This is a genomic window from Psychrobacter sp. M9-54-1, from assembly GCF_016613355.1.
Lineage (GTDB): Bacteria > Pseudomonadota > Gammaproteobacteria > Pseudomonadales > Moraxellaceae > Psychrobacter > Psychrobacter faecalis.
In genome coordinates this window covers 35,934-52,945 of record NZ_JADGFW010000046.1, presented here as the reverse complement: position 1 = coordinate 52,945, position 17,012 = coordinate 35,934, and the positions used below count along the sequence as shown (strand labels likewise).

Sequence of the window (17,012 nt, the reverse complement as noted above, 5' to 3'; positions counted from 1 at the left end):
TTATATCTACATCTCTTTTACCCTATTCATCTTACTTTTATCTTATTAAATAAAAAAGGACTGTCCATGACGGCATCACAATCACCGCGGCCAGATGCGCCGTCATCTTCCACTCCTATAGATAATGCGTCTTTATCCCAAGAAAGCACCCCTATTTATAATGACAGTCCAAAGCAGCTATTTGGCGTCTATGCCAAAGGCATTGCGATGGGTGCAGCAGACATTGTACCCGGTGTTTCTGGCGGCACGATTGCCCTAATTGCAGGGATTTACGAGCGCTTGATTAATGCTTTGAGTAGCGTCGGTCCTCATCTTTGGCAAATATTTCGTCAACAAGGCGGGCTTAAAGGCTTGGTCGCCGTATGGAAGCAAGTCGATGCCACTTTTTTGGTGTGCTTGTTACTTGGTATCGCCACCAGTTTTGCTACGTTAGCTGGATTTATTAAGCATTTACTCGACCATCAGCCTTTACTGATTTGGTCGTTCTTTTTTGGTTTGGTGGTGGCAACAGTCTTTATCTTATTGACTGAGATTACGCGTTGGAATATAGGACGGGTGGTATTGTTCTTGCTAGGCGCTGGTAGCGCGGTTGTCATCAGTAGCTTGCCCTTATTGACCACCGCGCCAAGTTTGCCTTATTTGTTTGTTGCAGGTGCAATTGCCATTTGTGCGATGATATTACCCGGTATCTCAGGCTCCTTTATATTATTGTTGATGGGCGCTTATGACACCGTACTCGAAGCGGTGCATACGCTAAACTTTAGTATTATTTTTACCGTCATAGCTGGCATGGCAACGGGGTTATTATTATTTACCCGTATGCTCAAATGGTTGCTATCACGCTATTATCAAGCAACGCTTGCCTTGTTGACAGGCTTTATCGCAGGCTCGCTGGTGAAAGTTTGGCCATGGAAAACCGATGCGCTCGGTACATTAAATAGCGCTGCTATCAATAACGTCATGCCATGGCAATATCCTACGGGCGCGCATTGGCTAACCACTTTGGGCTTGATGTTGTTAGGCGCTGTTTTGGTCACCGCCTTATCGTGGTGGGGGCGCCGCGGCGTTCGTCCTTAAAGCCAAATCTACGTTAAAAGTAAATTAAGTCCAAAAAAGCGCCTACGATTAAGGCGCTTTTTTGTTGCTATTGACGGCGATATTTGCGCGTAAGTTTCTTAAAACTGTTTAAAAAAATCAAACGTCAGCTGTTGTCGCAAAGTCGTCGCTAGCCTCTTTAGCTTTAGCTCGCAAACTTCCATAATGACCCTGTTGGAATTCACCTGATAAAGAGCGAGATGAACAATGTTATTAACCATATTTTCTACTTTTGCCAGTGAGACATGGGGCGTAGGTGCCATATTGGGTACTGGACTGCTAATGGGTGTGGTGCTTGCGCTGGCTTTATCGTCGCAGCGTTGGTTACTGTGGTATCTGTTTGGCGGCATGGCGTATTGGTTGGCGGTTGAAGCCATTCATAGCTTGTTAAGTTATTGGTCGGTACTATCAGAATGGCACAATTATGTGGTCGCGATGGGTATTAGCTGGTTGCCTTTGATAGGTTGGGTACTCTATCGAGCATTGCGTTACGAAGACGTCAGCCGCACTGTACATCAGCAGCGCGAGCGACAAGCCGCCCGCTATATTGAACACACGCCCGTTTATGATGATGACTATCAACCGCGCTTTCACTAATTCAGTCATTTACTAAACTTGTCCCTATCATACGGCTGTCATCGAATGTTACAAGATACTTAAGGCACTCTACGTAAACCCTAAAGAATGGAAACTTATTATCTGTTCAATCGTTTATAATCTAATTATATATTTGTCATAAAAATTGTTATAAAGTACGCATTATTTTGCGTTTCATTTCTCATTCTTTAGGTTGTTTAGGAGTTCGATTATGTTTACTGTTCCTGTATTAGATATTAAGTCTGACCCATTAGATGTGTTATTAGCGGTGATTGGTTATCGTTTATCGATGCTCGCTGATAGCGAAGATGAAGACGTTAAAGCGCTGTTTGCTGATCGCAAAGTCACTATCGAGCTTGCCAGCACTGACGCTGATATTGCGCGTTACTATAGCTTTGATAATGGTCAATTTAGTCAACATAGCGGTCATGCCAAAGACGCTGATTTGACGATTAATTTTAAAGACTCGATGACTGGCGTTAAGCTATTGACCAAAGGCAGCCTGCCTGCTTTTATGACTGCCGTGCAAGAAGGCAATTTGAGCATCGAGGGCGACTATAGCCTCATGATGTGGTTCAATAAGCTTGCCAAACATATCGTGCCAGCGGTGCCAGAACAGTACAAACCTTATATTCAACAAGCCAAGCCTTACGCCTATAAAGCGCAGCAGTTTGCCAATCATTGGATCGGCGTTGCTAAGCATAAATTGGGTAAATAATAACTCAATCGAATAAATAATGTCACGAATGAAAATAAGCAGATAGTAGCTGGCTAACGTCCATATAATCTAGCGTAAAAACAATTTAGTGTAAAAACAGTCTAGTGTAAAAATAACCTAGATACGTTTCACTACTTAGCACTATTCTGATTTTCTAAAAAGGTTGCGGTATACTATACGGCAACCTTTTTTTATTGCCTAAATTATTTTGTCTACACTTTAACAAAGGCATAAACCCAAGGTTACTCAATTTTTCTTAATTTAACTAATCGCTATTAATTTATCTAATACCTCTTAATATCGTTATAAAAGGATTTATCTCATGGCAGGATTGCTTAATATCTCAGAACCAAATGCCAATAACCATAGTCATAATAATACTGATTCAATACTTAATAATAACAATGCGTCCCATGATTTTTTAGCGACATTGGCAACAGACGCGACTAAAAATCGCGAGACAAAATACAACCGTGAACAAATCGCTCAGTTGTTTGACTTGCCGTTGATGGATTTGTTATTGCAAGCACAGACCATACACCGCCAACACTTTAGCGCCAATGAAGTACAAATCAGCACCTTACTGTCTATCAAGACCGGTAACTGCCCTGAAGATTGCGGTTACTGCTCGCAGTCTGGTCACCACCGCGATACCACTAAGTTACAAGCGGAAAAACGTATCGAGGTCGATAAAGTCATTGCCGCTGCCAAACGCGCCAAAGCCACAGGTTCATCGCGCTTTTGTATGGGTGCTGCATGGAAGCATCCAAGCGCCAAAGACATGCCTTATGTGGTCGAACTGGTCAAAGAAGTCAAAGCATTGGGACTTGAAACCTGTATGACCCTTGGCATGCTAGATACGAATCAAGCGGCGCAATTGGCGGATGCAGGTCTTGATTATTACAATCATAATCTCGATACCTCCAGAAGTTACTACGAGCAGGTGGTCAGTACGCGCAGCTATGATGAGCGCTTAGATACCATTGCAAACGTACGAAATTCAGGTATTAACGTTTGTAGCGGCAACATCGTTGGCATGGGTGAAAGCCGTGATGATCGTATCGATTGGGTCCATGAGCTACTGAAAATGCCCAAAGCGCCTGAATCTATTCCAGTCAATTTATTAGTGCCTATTCAAGGGACGCCCATCGGTGATAAAGTCTTAGCAGAAGGTCAGCTATCTGTTCTTGAATGGATACGGACGATTGCCGTAACGCGTATCTGCTGTCCAACCAGCTACGTACGCTTATCTGCTGGACGCGAAAGCTTGTCTGACGCTGAACAAGCATTGGCATTCATGGCAGGGGCAAATTCATTCTTTTATGGTGATAAGCTTTTGACCACTGGCAATGCTAGCCAGTCAGGTGATGATAGACTGATGCGCGAGCTTGGTTTGACTAAGCAATTTGCCGCGCCACGAGCGCCAAAGCAAGTAGCGGTGCTTGACGCCATGAGTGGTCATCAGTCGCAAGTTGTCTTAGCAGAGTAAATGCCATACGTGCCGCTACCATTATCGCGTCATCTACGCTAAGCTTGCCGACATTATTAATTAAGAAATTGCGCACAAAATACTAAAACGTAAGAGAGAAAATGATGGCAGACTATTTTAATTGGATTAAAGCGGCTCACATTATCTCTATGGTGTGCTGGTTTGCGGCGATATTTTATCTGCCACGCCTATTCGTGTATCATGCGATGAGTGACGATAGCATCAGCCACGAGCGCTTTGCCATTATGGAGCGCAAGCTCTATCGCGGTATCATGACGCCATCGATGATAGCCACTTGGTTGTTTGGTTTATGGATGTTGGGAATGGGCTGGGATGTTTATAAAACTCAGGGCTGGCTACACGTTAAATTATTATTGGTATTACTGCTATCAGGCTATCATGGCGCTTGCGGATTTTATCGTAAAAAGCTGATTGATAATCCGCATTATAAATCACATAAATTTTGGCGCTGGTTTAATGAAATTCCCGTATTTGCGTTAATTTTTATCGTCATTTTAGTGGTGGTAAAACCTTTTTAAAATAATGGAAAGTAAAGCTGACTTACCTTAAAAGTATTTTTATCTTGAGTCTGAAACTCACAAAAAAGCGTCCGTTACTTATTAAAGTGACGGACGCTTTTTTTAAGTCTTGTTGGCTCAAATCAACGCTATAGTCAAAATATCCTAAAACGCGAGGGTATTGCTGATATCAATTTTTTTGCTTGCTGTGCCTGCGCAGACAGAGGCTACAAAAAATTGATATCAGCAGTGCGTGATGTATCGATATTACTTTTCACTTACTATATTAAACATTTGGCCGCATGATTTGATAAACATTGCTTAAGTCGTAAACACGATAGCGCGCAGGTTCACGGCGGTTTTCACCAGCATAGCTAAGTATCAATGCTTGCTTGGCATTCTCATCGACCCAGCCAACAAACAGCCCGCTGTGCTCGACGCCATTGTAGCCGTGATTGATATAGTAGAGCCAATCACCGACTTCTATCTCACTGCTATTGGCATAAGGGCCTTGTCCGTAGGTGCCTTTATGGATGGTATTACGGCTCACCCCTGCTCGATTAAATACCGCATTGAGATAATCCCAGCAGCCACCTTTAATAATCGTCCGCTCATTGAGCGCCATCTTGCGCGCGGTGCTGATGACTTCCCGCGCTGCCCGACTACTTTGGGTTTCAGCATTACTGAGTAGCGGCAAATATTCGCTATCGACATTATCATAACTGCCCGATAAAAATGCCGGCAGAACGGTTGGCGCTTGGCCTTGGACTGCCGGATAGCGATAACTGCTTTGCGCGTTACCGATATAAGCATTTTGATTAGAATACGAATTATTCGAGTAGCTGTTATTAGACGCGCTATTAGTCGTATAACTTGGTTGCGCGCTGCTCGCATTCGAGCGATAGCTAGCCGTATTGCCAGCGCGTTGAATGGTAGAGCGCGTCGTGATTTTAGCAGGAGGAACCGCTGAGTACGTTGGGGTATATCGGGCGCTATAATTAGGTTGGGCGGATTTTTGTGCAATCAGGGCGCTCATGCTATCGGCATTTGCTTGGCTGACCGGAAAAATTGTAGCAAAGGTAAATAATAATGCACTGCTCGACGTTGTGATTGACCAAAAGGACAAACGCGACATGACCAACTCCTTGGCGACATATTATTGATGACTTAGCTTGAGCTTTGACCATTCACAAAGTTTGATCTTTATAAGCTGGCATCAATAAGCGTATTAACGGTAAATAAGATAAATTTTTCAATCCTACTTATAAACCATTTGTACAGGAATCTGCAAGTACTATTGCTTTGAGGTTAGCGATAAAAGGTATAATTTTAAGGATAAGTGGTAAAACGAGGCTTGGTTTTTATAAAAATATCGGCTTTAGAAATATGAACGGAGATTTAGGAAGGATAATTAGCTATTATCAGATTGTAGACTATTTATAGAAAAACAGACCAAAGGATGCAAGCTAATCAATAATTTACTCATCGCTCATTTTGATATTGGCATGGCGTTTGCTCAAAGCCTGACCTTGTAAGATGGCTTTGGCAGCGGTTGCTTCTTGGATATTATCAAAGCCACTGATTAGATATTTAAGAATGTCATCACAGTCAACAATTTGTAGCTGCTCGCCAATTAAGGTAATTTTGTCGCCAGCGGTCAGATGAATATGCGCGCGTTTACCTTGATGGTCATGTACCAACTCGCCATCGCGCACCCACAAGACGCCGCTACTAATAACGCCGCTCATGGTTTTTTTACGCTGCTGGCGCTGACGATTAAAAATAAAACTACCAATAATCAATAGTGCCAAAGCCCCAATTGCTAAGCGCTCAGGTAGCAAGCTCATTGCCAAAGCAACCGCCACCGCTCCAACCAACAATGCGGTGCCAAACCAAAACAGCCCATTATCGGCTGCGGGCGACTGACCTTGCAAGGTGATTTTGGCGCCGTCATCGGTCAGCTTTAGCATGCATGATTACCTGTTTAAGAGCAGTGGATGGTTAAAAATTGAAATAATAAACCTTAAAAATACGCTTAGAGATTTACCAACCTAATGCTGTTTTTTGCATATCGATCAGCTCAGCGATGCCTTTTTCAGCAAGGATTAGCATAGCGTCTGCTTGAGCGCGGGTAAAAGGTTTTTCTTCTGCCGTACCCTGTAGTTCGATAAACTCACCTTTTTGGGTCATCACCACGTTTAAATCGGTATCACAGCTGGCGTCTTCTTCGTAGTTTAAGTCCAGATAGGCTTCACCGTCTTTCATACCAACCGATACCGCAGCGACCAAACCAATTAACGGATCAGCTTTTAGTTTTTTGGCTTTTTGTAGGCTCTCTAATGCATCAATAAGGGCAATCGCCGCGCCCGTCACACTGGCGGTACGCGTGCCGCCATCCGCTTGCAAGACATCACAATCAAGATAGATGGTGTTTTCGCCAAGCTTACCCAAATCAATCATTGCTCGTAAGCTGCGACCGATCAAACGCTGAATTTCTTGCGTACGCCCTGACTGTTTGCCGCGTGCTGCTTCGCGCTGGTTTCGGGTATTGGTCGCACGTGGTAGCATGCCGTATTCGGCAGTAACCCAACCTTTGCCTTTACCTTTGAGCCAGCGCGGTACGCCCGCCTCCACGCTCGCGGTACATAGTACTTTGGTATCGCCAAAGCTGACCAATACTGAACCTTCAGCATGCTTCGTATAATGGCGCTCAAAGCTGATTGAGCGAAGTTGGTTAAGCTCACGGTTATCAATACGCATAAAATTTCCTAGTACGATGTTATAAAATCAAAGTGATAAAGCGTTATAAAACAATAGGGTCGTCGCTCCGTCAACAGCTATGCTGGCAAGCGAAAAGATGACGTTATCCTAACGTGGCAGCGGCGCAATAGCAAGAATCACCAAGCTATTACGCCGCTACTTTCGCAAGATTTAGTGCTAAAAGTTTGATGCCAAGAGTTTAGTGTTAAAGGTCTGCTGCCAACCTTATTCTAACCCTTCCATCTTACGCAATTCTTTACGCAGGATTTTACCGACGTTTGATTTTGGTAATTCATCTACGAACTGAATATGACGCGGACGCTTGTAACCAGTTAATTGCTTTTTGCCAAAATCAATCAGCTCTTGCTCGGTTACCTCGCCTTTTTTGACCACAAACAGCTTAGGATCTTCGCCGCGCTCGTCATTAGGAATGCCGATAGCGCCGCATTCTACCACATTCGGATGCTCGCTCATGGCTTCTTCGATTTCATTTGGATAGACGTTAAAGCCTGACACCAAAATCATATCTTTTTTGCGATCAACGATTTTGATAAAGCCTTTTTCGTCCATGATACCGATATCGCCCGTTTTCAAGAAACCTTTGGCAGTAAAGGTTTCAGCCGTTTCTTGTGGGCGGTTTTGATAACCAATCATCACCTGTGGCCCTTTGACACAGATTTCGCCGCGGTCGCCGAGTGCAACTTCATTTTCATCATCATCGATTAAAATAATATCAGTGCTAGAAGCAGGAATACCAATTTTACCGGTAAATTCAGAGATGGTCATCGGGTTAAAGGCCACTACTGGTGAGGTTTCCGACAAACCGTAACCTTCAACGATGGGCAGACCAGTGATTTTATGCCACTCTTTTGCTACGCTTGGCAAGACCGACATGCCACCGCCAATCGAGGCTTTTAGATTAGAGAAATCTAAATCAGCAAAACCTTCTTTATGGACCAAACCGTTAAACAAAGTATTTACCGCCGGGATAAATGCCGGTTTATATTTCGCCATCTCTTTAATCAAGCCATCCAAATCACGCGGATTTGGAATCAGCAAGCCAGCATAACCTTGATACATGCCGTACATACCGCAAACCATAAACGAGAACACATGGTATAGCGGCAGCGCGGTCAAAATCACGTCATCGGCATCGACATCGTCGTCGAAGGCGCTATTCATTAAGACACTGATTTGGAGCATGTTGGCGACTAAGTTGCCGTGCGACAGCATCGCGCCTTTGGCAACACCGGTGGTACCGCCGGTATATTGTAATAAAGCGACATCGCTTAAGTTTAAATCAGGACGCTTATATTTACTCGCAGAGACAGCATTTAACGCGTGTTTGAAGCTCGTGCTACCGGGCAAGCGGTAAGCCGGAATCATTTTTTTCACGTGGCGCGCAACAAGATTGACGACGGTGCCTTTGACCAAACCAAGCATATCGCCCAATTTACAGACGATAACGTGCTGCACTTGACCTTTGTCTTCGGCTTCTTGGTAAGTTTTGGCAAAATTCTCAACGATAAATAACGCTTTGGCACCGCTATCGTTTAGCTGATGCGACAACTCGCGACTGGTATATAGCGGGTTAACGTTGACCAAAATCATGCCAGCGCGGATGATACCGAGCATCACAATAGGATACTGCAAGATGTTGGGCATCATAACGGCAACTTTGTCACCTTTGACCAATCCTAATGACTGCAAATAACTGGCGATTTGGCGGCTGTATAAATCTAATTGCTTAAAGGTGATTGATGAACCCATGCAAATATAAGCAGGTTTTTGCCCATAACGGCTAAAATTACGTTCGAACACTTCCAGTAAAGACGTATTGTCTTCTGGCATATCGATGGTTGCATTGATGCCATAGCGCTCATACGCGCCTAACCACGGACTGTCGCTATCTATCGTCGGCATGGTAGGAAAGGTATTTTCAACCATTGATTGACTATCTGCCGCAGCGTTATGGTTTTTGGCTTCTTTATTGGTACTGTCCGTCATAATCTTCCCTAAATATTACTGTTAGTAAGTTGCTATCAAAATTTATTAAATAGAATCACCGTGGTTTACAATCACTGAGTTATAAAAGCAAAAACTTGTGAATAAGAAGTCTTATGACATAAGAAACTGCTTATTCAAGAGAATTTGTCATTCACAAACTTTTAAGTTAAAAATCTCGAGACATATAGAGCCTGTCTAAGGGTATTTATGACGATAATATTCTACATTTATCGTCAAATACACCTGTTAAATAGAGTATCTATGGGCAAGAACTATAGCAGTTTTGCGCCCAGTTCTCTATGAATACTAGCAACCCCTTATAGAAAAACAAAAAAAATGATAAGGTCATTTGCATAAGACCTTATCATCTTTCACCATTCGCCTATCAAATATCAAGATATTTTTATCAATGCTCAGTATTGATAAAGCGCTATAAAAAGCCCGCTAAATTTGGTATTAGGTTATTTATTATATGAAACGGTTTAAGCGTGTTTCTTTTCTTCTAGGGCGCGTAAGTCTTTATGTAAAATCTTACCGACGTTAGACTTTGGCAGCTCGTCGATAAATTCAACATAACGAGGACGCTTATAACCGGTGAGGTTTTCTTTGGCATAAGCAAGCACTTCCTCTTCGGTCAGGCTACTATCACTACGCACAACAAAAATCTTCGGCACTTCGCCGCTTTTTTCATCGTCGATACCGATAACGCCGCATTCCAAAATCTTTGGATGACCAGACATCACATCTTCTACTTCGTTTGGATAAACGTTAAAGCCTGAGACCAAAATCATATTCTTTTTGCGATCGACAATTTTAAAGTAGCCTTCTTCATCCATCACGCCGATATCGCCGGTACGGAAATAGCCATCAGCCGTCATGACCTCAGCCGTCGCATCTTCGCGTTTCCAGTAGCCTTTCATGACCTGCGGACCACGAACACAGATTTCGCCGCGCTCGCCAATTGGCAACTCATTACCTTCTTCGTCCAAGATAGCCATGTCAGTCGCTGGCATCGGTAGACCGATATTTCCTGAGAACTTGCCGGTACCTTGCGGATTTGCCGACGCGACAGGAGATGTCTCTGATAAACCATAACCTTGCACGATAATATTGCCGGTTATTTTTTCCCACTTAGTCGCCGTGTCTTTTAATACTGCCATACCGCCGCCCATCGACATCTCAAGCTTGCTATGGTCCAATGCTTGGAAGGCTTCGCTGTTGGCAAGCGCGTTAAATAGCGTGTTGACCGCTGGGAAAAACGCCGGTGGATAGTCTTTATAAGCCTTGATCAAGCTTGCGCCATCACGTGGATTTGGTACCAATAAACCGATACAACCACTGTATAAACCGTACATACCACAAACGGTAAATGAGAAAATATGATACAGCGGCAAGGCCGTCATAATAACCGGCTGCTCGTTACGCTCTTGGAACTTATCAAACGCATCGCCAAGATAAGTATCACATTGAATAAGGTTGGCGACCAAGTTGCCGTGCGTCAGCATCGCGCCTTTGGCAACACCTGTGGTTCCACCGGTATATTGTAGGACCGCCACGTCATCAAGACCGATATTGGTTGGGCGTTTATAGTTTTTGACAGACAATTTATTGAGTGCTTTTTTAAAGTTTACGCTACCGTTAACCTTATAATCAGGCACCAGTTTTTTGACATGGCGCACGACTGCATTCACGATAAAGCCTTTTAACGGACTCATCAAATCGCCCATCGAGGTAATGACGACGTGATCAACCAAGTCTTTACCGATGTCTTGATAGGTTTTGGCAAAGTTTTCTAGGATAAATAGCACTTTGGTATCAGAGTCTTTTAACTGATGCTCAAGCTCTTTGGTGGTATAAAGTGGATTGACATTGACCAAGGTCATGCCAGCGCGTAGCACGCCTAATACGGCAACCGGTAGCTGCAAAATATTGGGCATCATAACCGCAACTTTATCGCCTTTTTGTAGGCCAAGCGACTGTAGATACGCGGCAATTTGTTTGCTATAACGGTCTAAATCTTCATAAGAAAGTGTCACATCCATGCACACAAAAGCGGTACGGCCTGCATGGGTAACGAAATTCTGCTCGAGGATATCGATCAAAGAAGTATTGGCGGGTGGCATATCAATATCGTATTGGATGCCAAGTTTTTCGTAAGTTTTTACCCACGGTTTGTCATCGCGACGAATTACGTTACCTTGATTTTCCATAATCTTACTGCTCCTAATAATAGTGTGCTGGTATCAATCCATCCCTAATCGAAAAGGTCAAACATACCAAACATCGCCGTACAGCTAGCCATTGATATAATGCATGTAATGGCGGCGGCTGACGATATAAAATATGGCGAAGGATCAACAATATAGCGGTAAATAGCCCTTTGTTGATTAACATACACACTTTATACAAACTACTCAATACAAAAGATTGAAACTTAAGTTCTTAAACTTACTTGACGATATCTATCTTTATTAATATCAGTGACTTAAATACTAAAATTGGTTATAATTACGACTATTTATATAATAAACTTTTATTTGTTATTAAAAAATTTATCAGTTTTTTCACTATTTTCCACCATTTCTAAAATTATGAAACCGTCAAATTTCTATTTTGCTCAATACTTCATTCTCAATATTTGATATTAAAGCTGTTATATCAAGCGCGTCACGTCCTGTCGTCTATTCTGACTTATCCCTTTTTAATTTTGCCAATATCCTTTACGATAGCACTATCTTATTTTTCCCTATTTTATCGATATAGTCAGTCCTAAATAAACTTAGTACAAGTATTATAACGCGCTACTGGTATTCATTTTCCTTGCTTGCTGTGCCTACGCAGACAGAGGCTGCGCAAAATTAATACCAGTAGCTCTGTGCTTATTTTATAGTGGACTGCCTATATAAACTGATTAAAAACCTCTTTTAAGAATCAAAAGCGAACCTTATTTTATGTCCGATGTTATTGATCATACGATTGACCCTATTATTCCTAATGAACCGATGGATACCCGCTCCGTGGCGGAATTCACCGAGCAAGCCTATCTCAACTACGCCATGTACGTCATCATGGATCGCGCATTGCCCAATATCGCTGACGGTCTAAAACCTGTGCAGCGCCGTATCGTTTATGCGATGAGCGAGCTTGGGCTAAAATCGTCTGCCAAAGCCAAAAAATCCGCGCGTACGGTCGGTGACGTGCTGGGTAAGTACCATCCGCATGGCGATAGCGCCTGTTATGAAGCGATGGTGCTGATGGCACAGCCGTTTAGTTATCGCTATCCGCTGATTACAGGTCAAGGTAACTGGGGTAGCCCTGATGATCCCAAATCCTTTGCTGCCATGCGTTATACCGAAGCCAAGATGTCGGCTTATGCCAATACCTTGCTTGCCGAACTTGGTCAAGGCACGGTCGATTGGCAAGATAACTTTGATGGCACCATGCAAGAGCCGGTCACCCTGCCCGCGCGCCTACCCAATATTTTATTGAATGGTACAACGGGTATCGCCGTCGGTATGGCGACCGATATTCCGCCCCATAACCTTAATGAAGTGGTACGGGCGGCAATTCGCTTGCTTAAAAACCCTGAGCTATCGGTCAAGCAATTGACCCAATCGATTCCCGCACCGGATTTGCCAACCCCTGCTGAAATCATCACCAGTAAAAAAGACTTGCAGGCGATGTATGAAAGCGGTCGTGGCAGTTATAAAATGCGCGCCACTTTCCATATCGACCCAAAAGAAAAAAACCTCGTTATCATCGACGCGCTTCCTTATCAAGTGTCAGGCAATAAGATTCAAGAGCAAATCGCTAAACTCATGATGGATAAAAAGCTGCCATGGGTAACGGATATCCATGACGAATCAGACCACGAAAACGCTTGCCGTATCGTACTTGAACTACGTTCATCGCGCGTCGATGTCGAGCGTGTCATGAGTCATTTATTTGCCAGTACTGACCTTGAGAGTAATTACCGCGTCAACATGAATATGATTGGCTTAAATGGTAAGCCGCAGGTCAAAAACCTCAAAGAAATCCTTGAAGAATGGCTCGTCTGTCGCCGCTCAGTGGTCACGCGCCGTCTGAAATATCGCCTCGACAAAATTGATAAACGCTTACATATCCTCGCAGGCTTGCTGATTGCTTATCTGAATATCGATGAAGTCATTCGTATCATTCGCGAAGAAGACGACCCAAAATTATCATTGATGCAAGGCTATGATCTGACTGAAATCCAAGCCAATGCTATCTTGGATATTCGTCTGCGCCAGCTGGCAAGACTAGAAGAGATTGAGCTGCGCCGCGAGCAAGATGAACTGGCTGCCGAACGTGCCATCATTCAAGAATACTTGAACAATCCAGACAGCCTGACCAATCTGATGATTGACGAGCTTAGCGCCGACATGAAGGAACACGGCAACGAGCGCGTATCGCAATTGGCAGAACGTGAAGAAGCGCAAGCGTTAAAAGAGTCTGACCTCGTACCAAGCGAGCCTGTCACTGCCATCCTATCGAAAGCGGGCTGGATTCGCGCTGCCAAAGGTCACGACGTCGATGCTGCTGGCATGACTTACCGCTCAGGTGATAGCTATCAAGCGCATGTACGTGCTAAATCCAATGAGAGAATCTACGTGCTCGATAGTACCGGACGCAGCTATAGTATCGACGCGCATAGCCTCGCCTCGGCCCGTGGTCAAGGCGATCCGCTGACCAGCGTACTCAAACCGCCAGCAGGCGCGAGCTTTGAGCAACTATTAACGGGCGATAATAACCAACGTATCATCCTCGCAAGTTCAGCAGGTTATGGTTTTATCAACACCGTTGGCAATCTCGATAGCAATCAAAAAGCGGGTAAAAACATCATCAACCTAGCAACTGATAGCCGCTTGCTACCTGTTGCGCAGATCGATGCTAATGCAGAAGCTAATGGCGATAATAGTGAAGCGGTAACAGCCACACCTGACCATCTCGCTGTCGTAACCAATGCAGGCTATCTATTGATATTTGCCCTTGATGACTTGCCTGAACAGGCACGTGGTAAGGGTAATAAGCTGATCAAATTAAAAGACGGTGAAGAAGTACTTGCCATCACGCCACTCAGTCAGCAAGACAGCCTAGTCATCACCGCTGGCAAACGCCATGTGACGCTAAAGCCTAATGATTTGGCTAATTATACGGGCACTCGCGGTAATCGCGGTGGACAGTTGCCAAGAGGCTTTCAGAATGTGACGAGTGTTGAGGTTGGGTTATGAAAAAATTTGCTGTATTAATTGATGCTGATAATTCATCACACCGCAGTATAGAGCCTATTCTAGAAGAGATTGCAAAATATGGTATTGCTAGTGTCAAACGCATTTATGGTGATTGGAGTGTAGAAGCGCTTCAATCATGGCGAGATAAACTATTGCCGAATGCTATTACACCTGTACAGCAATTTGCTTATGTAACTCAAAAAGATGCTACAGATATGAAATTAGTTATTGACGCTATGGATATACTATATGCAGGAGACGTCGATGGTTTTTGTATTGTCTCTAGTGATAGTGATTTCACGCCACTAGCATCTCGCATTCGTGAAAGCGGATTACTTGTTTATGGGTTTGGGAAAAAAAGTACGGTTAAATCATTTGTAAATGCCTGTGATAAGTTTATTTATGTAGAAAACTTATTACCTGAGCCTGAAAATAAGGCTTCCATAACAATAGTTAGGGTTGATAAAAAAGCAATAATCTCACAATCAGCGTCAATCGATGATAGAAATGCTGAAATTGATATCTCTACTCTAAATTTGATTTATAAAGCTATCAAAGATAACTCTGACGATGAAGGTTGGGCTAGCTTAGCAGTAATAGGTAACTATATTAATAATGTTAAACCAGATTTTGATACACGTACTTATGGACGTGCAAAGCTATCAGGGTTATTAAAAAAGCTAGTGAAGTTCGAATGCAAGATTGAAGACAGTCATATGCTAGTTAGAAAATTCAACTTTCCTGCTTTTATTGATATCGTTCGCACAACTATTATTAAATTAGCTAATGAGAATGAGGTTAGTGAAGATTGGGTTGGTTTATCTAATGTTATTGAGCAATTAAAGTGCCAAACCCTTAACAATCCACTCTTAGACCATCTTACAGAACACGAAATTGAGCAAAAGATTTTAGCCATTGACCCAAAGTATGTTAATTTTAGCACTGATAAAAGTCTTATTAGGGTTAACGCTTAATATATAAATATGGGTTGAAGAAAATTAAGACTAAAGTTTGAGTAGGGTGCGTTCCACGCACCGATAAGATTAATAAAGTATGGAAATAGTGTGCTGGGCGCACCCTACATTTAAAATTATTCAGCAAGTTCCAACGACTTTTTATACTAGCTTTGAATACCTATACAGTCGTTTTTTAAATATAAAGGATACTCATGTTTATTGTAGATAAGGCGCCAGCCAGTATCAATCAGGCGTTACCAGTGCCGAAAGTAATATTTTTTGACATTGATGACACGCTCAGCCGTAATGGCATCATCGCTACGCACAACCAAGCGACGCTTGAAGCGCTGGCCAAAACTGATATTAAACTGGTGATTTCGACCGGACGCTCTAAAGCGATATTGCCAGCGGATATTTTAGCTTTGCTCGAAGCGGATGTCTTAGATGCCATCATTTGTATGAATGGACAATATAGTTTTGATAATAAAGGCTTGATTAGCCATTATCCATTGTCTGCTGAGCAAGCGGACAAAATTGTGCAGTTATGCCAAACCAGTCAGCTGATTCATAAGTTTGACTCGGCGACGCACATTGCTTGGTCAGACGAAAATGAGCGTTTGCGTGATTTTAATGCCAAAACGCCCAACTCTATCGTGGATCCACTCTATTATCAATCAAACCCTGTTTATCAATGCTCAGTGTTTTTTAACAATCAATTCGATAAAATGCAAGATATCGACTTTGCACAGGACGATTTAAAACTGGTACATTGGCATCATATTGGCGCAGACATTCTGCCCGCAAACGCCTCTAAAGCGCGCGGTATCAAAGACGTCTGTCGCTATTATGGCGTAGATGCAACTGAATGCATGGCGTTTGGCGATGGCATGAATGACTTAGAGATGTTTGATTTGGTCGGCTATGCAGTAGCGATGGGCGATGCCCAGCCTGCGTTGATTGAGCGCGCGGATTTTGTCACGGGTACGATTGAAGAGCGCGGCATCCAGTCGGTACTCGAGCAATTTCATATAGCGTCTTGATAAATAGTATATAAAAACCGCTATTTATCTAAGGCGTATCCTCCTTTTTAAAAGAAGAGCACGTCCTAGCAAAGTTTAACGACGCTATTTAACGACGCTTAGCCATTAAACCATAAAGCCAGCTACCGACTTTATAAAATCCGACGATGATTAAAATAATTACCAACGCTGCAAGCACATAAGCCAGCCAATTTGGTACGTGGCTTAACCAGCCAATGGTAAATGCCAAACCCAGATAGGTTTCAACTGGCCAATTCACGATTGGGGTTGGCGAGCCCGAATTAAATACCATCATAAAACCTATGATGCCAATCAAAGCCATCAGTATCCCAGCGCGTACACGATTATTCATTGTCTTCCTCTTTTAATTCACTCAAATTGGGTAAAATTGTCTTATTTTTATTGTTTAAAGTCTTATACGGCAACTATAGTGGCATAAAACCGGCCTATCATGTCGCCTTTTCGACTACGATGCTATGGTAAATCTGTTTATTCTATAAAAGGCTATTGTTAAATCAAGCATGATAAAAATCAGCATTTGTCATCACTTATGATCATTTGGCATATCATTTTTAATCGC

14 protein-coding genes are annotated in these 17,012 nt (G+C 43.1%); 8 read left to right on the top strand and 6 right to left on the bottom strand.

Annotation, left to right across the window (positions count from 1 at the left end; all coding sequences use genetic code 11):
• Positions 1-66: 66 nt before the first annotated feature.
• The 5 genes from IQ457_RS13180 (at position 67) to hemJ (ending at position 4,438) form a co-directional block, all read left to right on the top strand.
• Positions 67-1,077: a DUF368 domain-containing protein gene (locus IQ457_RS13180; RefSeq protein ID WP_200663849.1), complete on the top strand. Its 1,011-nt coding sequence runs from the start codon at positions 67-69 to the stop codon at positions 1,075-1,077.
• 225 nt (positions 1,078-1,302) lie between these two features.
• Positions 1,303-1,692 (top strand): AciT family ciprofloxacin tolerance protein, encoded by a 390-nt coding sequence (gene aciT / locus IQ457_RS13175; RefSeq protein WP_200663848.1) that lies wholly within the window; start codon positions 1,303-1,305, stop codon positions 1,690-1,692.
• 211 nt (positions 1,693-1,903) lie between these two features.
• Positions 1,904-2,410, top strand: a complete 507-nt coding sequence (locus IQ457_RS13170) for an SCP2 sterol-binding domain-containing protein (protein ID WP_068403625.1) — start codon at positions 1,904-1,906, stop codon at positions 2,408-2,410.
• Positions 2,411-2,732: 322 nt separating this feature from the next.
• On the top strand, positions 2,733-3,899 hold the full coding sequence (gene bioB, locus IQ457_RS13165; protein ID WP_200663847.1) for a biotin synthase BioB: 1,167 nt from the start codon (positions 2,733-2,735) through the stop codon (positions 3,897-3,899).
• A gap of 104 nt (positions 3,900-4,003) precedes the next feature.
• Positions 4,004-4,438 carry a protoporphyrinogen oxidase HemJ gene (hemJ, locus tag IQ457_RS13160; RefSeq protein WP_200663846.1) on the top strand — a complete coding sequence of 145 codons (435 nt, stop codon included), beginning with the start codon at positions 4,004-4,006 and terminating at the stop codon, positions 4,436-4,438.
• A gap of 265 nt (positions 4,439-4,703) precedes the next feature.
• On the opposite strand, the gene IQ457_RS13155 is transcribed toward hemJ, so the two are convergent.
• The 5 genes from IQ457_RS13155 to IQ457_RS13135 all read right to left on the bottom strand — a co-directional run bounded on the left by IQ457_RS13155 (position 4,704) and on the right by IQ457_RS13135 (position 11,394).
• The gene (locus IQ457_RS13155; RefSeq protein WP_200663845.1) at positions 4,704-5,552 is read right to left on the bottom strand and encodes a hypothetical protein; all 849 of its coding nucleotides are present in this window, start codon (positions 5,550-5,552) and stop codon (positions 4,704-4,706) included.
• A gap of 343 nt (positions 5,553-5,895) precedes the next feature.
• The gene (locus tag IQ457_RS13150) at positions 5,896-6,387 is read right to left on the bottom strand and encodes a hypothetical protein (RefSeq protein WP_200663844.1); all 492 of its coding nucleotides are present in this window, start codon (positions 6,385-6,387) and stop codon (positions 5,896-5,898) included.
• Positions 6,388-6,460: 73 nt separating this feature from the next.
• Positions 6,461-7,177 carry a ribonuclease PH gene (gene rph / locus IQ457_RS13145; RefSeq protein WP_068403634.1) on the bottom strand — a complete coding sequence of 239 codons (717 nt, stop codon included), beginning with the start codon at positions 7,175-7,177 and terminating at the stop codon, positions 6,461-6,463.
• A 225-nt stretch (positions 7,178-7,402) separates the two neighbouring features.
• Positions 7,403-9,124 (bottom strand): AMP-binding protein, encoded by a 1,722-nt coding sequence (locus IQ457_RS13140; RefSeq protein WP_446737549.1) that lies wholly within the window; start codon positions 9,122-9,124, stop codon positions 7,403-7,405.
• Between the two features lie 542 nt (positions 9,125-9,666).
• A complete protein-coding gene (locus IQ457_RS13135) occupies positions 9,667-11,394 on the bottom strand; it encodes an AMP-binding protein (protein WP_200663842.1) in 1,728 nt (575 codons plus the stop codon).
• A 741-nt stretch (positions 11,395-12,135) separates the two neighbouring features.
• On the opposite strand from IQ457_RS13135, the gene parC reads away from it, so the two are divergent.
• The 3 genes from parC (at position 12,136) to IQ457_RS13120 (ending at position 16,432) form a co-directional block, all read left to right on the top strand.
• Positions 12,136-14,436, top strand: coding sequence for a DNA topoisomerase IV subunit A (gene parC, locus IQ457_RS13130; protein WP_200663841.1), 2,301 nt, complete (start codon positions 12,136-12,138; stop codon positions 14,434-14,436).
• Complete coding sequence (locus tag IQ457_RS13125) at positions 14,433-15,410, top strand: NYN domain-containing protein (RefSeq protein ID WP_200663840.1); 978 nt, start codon at positions 14,433-14,435, stop codon at positions 15,408-15,410. The genes parC and IQ457_RS13125 overlap by 4 nt, the downstream gene beginning before the upstream one ends.
• A gap of 194 nt (positions 15,411-15,604) precedes the next feature.
• The gene (locus IQ457_RS13120; RefSeq protein WP_200663839.1) at positions 15,605-16,432 is read left to right on the top strand and encodes a Cof-type HAD-IIB family hydrolase; all 828 of its coding nucleotides are present in this window, start codon (positions 15,605-15,607) and stop codon (positions 16,430-16,432) included.
• A gap of 88 nt (positions 16,433-16,520) precedes the next feature.
• Here IQ457_RS13120 and IQ457_RS13115 read toward each other — a convergent pair whose 3' ends face one another.
• A complete protein-coding gene (locus IQ457_RS13115) occupies positions 16,521-16,784 on the bottom strand; it encodes a hypothetical protein (protein ID WP_200663838.1) in 264 nt (87 codons plus the stop codon).
• Positions 16,785-17,012: the final 228 nt, after the last annotated feature.

Excerpts from the sequence above, each read along its gene's own strand:
- IQ457_RS13180 (WP_200663849.1), top strand. The coding sequence starts at position 67 with ATGACGGCATCACAATCACCGCGGCCAGATGCGCCGTCATCTTCCACT.
- aciT (WP_200663848.1), top strand. The coding sequence starts at position 1,303 with ATGTTATTAACCATATTTTCTACTTTTGCCAGTGAGACATGGGGCGTA.
- IQ457_RS13170 (WP_068403625.1), top strand. The coding sequence starts at position 1,904 with ATGTTTACTGTTCCTGTATTAGATATTAAGTCTGACCCATTAGATGTG.
- bioB (WP_200663847.1), top strand. The coding sequence starts at position 2,733 with ATGGCAGGATTGCTTAATATCTCAGAACCAAATGCCAATAACCATAGT.
- hemJ (WP_200663846.1), top strand. The coding sequence starts at position 4,004 with ATGGCAGACTATTTTAATTGGATTAAAGCGGCTCACATTATCTCTATG.
- IQ457_RS13155 (WP_200663845.1), bottom strand. The coding sequence starts at position 5,552 with ATGTCGCGTTTGTCCTTTTGGTCAATCACAACGTCGAGCAGTGCATTA.
- IQ457_RS13150 (WP_200663844.1), bottom strand. The coding sequence starts at position 6,387 with ATGCTAAAGCTGACCGATGACGGCGCCAAAATCACCTTGCAAGGTCAG.
- rph (WP_068403634.1), bottom strand. The coding sequence starts at position 7,177 with ATGCGTATTGATAACCGTGAGCTTAACCAACTTCGCTCAATCAGCTTT.
- IQ457_RS13140 (WP_446737549.1), bottom strand. The coding sequence starts at position 9,124 with ATGGTTGAAAATACCTTTCCTACCATGCCGACGATAGATAGCGACAGT.
- IQ457_RS13135 (WP_200663842.1), bottom strand. The coding sequence starts at position 11,394 with ATGGAAAATCAAGGTAACGTAATTCGTCGCGATGACAAACCGTGGGTA.
- parC (WP_200663841.1), top strand. The coding sequence starts at position 12,136 with ATGTCCGATGTTATTGATCATACGATTGACCCTATTATTCCTAATGAA.
- IQ457_RS13125 (WP_200663840.1), top strand. The coding sequence starts at position 14,433 with ATGAAAAAATTTGCTGTATTAATTGATGCTGATAATTCATCACACCGC.
- IQ457_RS13120 (WP_200663839.1), top strand. The coding sequence starts at position 15,605 with ATGTTTATTGTAGATAAGGCGCCAGCCAGTATCAATCAGGCGTTACCA.
- IQ457_RS13115 (WP_200663838.1), bottom strand. The coding sequence starts at position 16,784 with ATGAATAATCGTGTACGCGCTGGGATACTGATGGCTTTGATTGGCATC.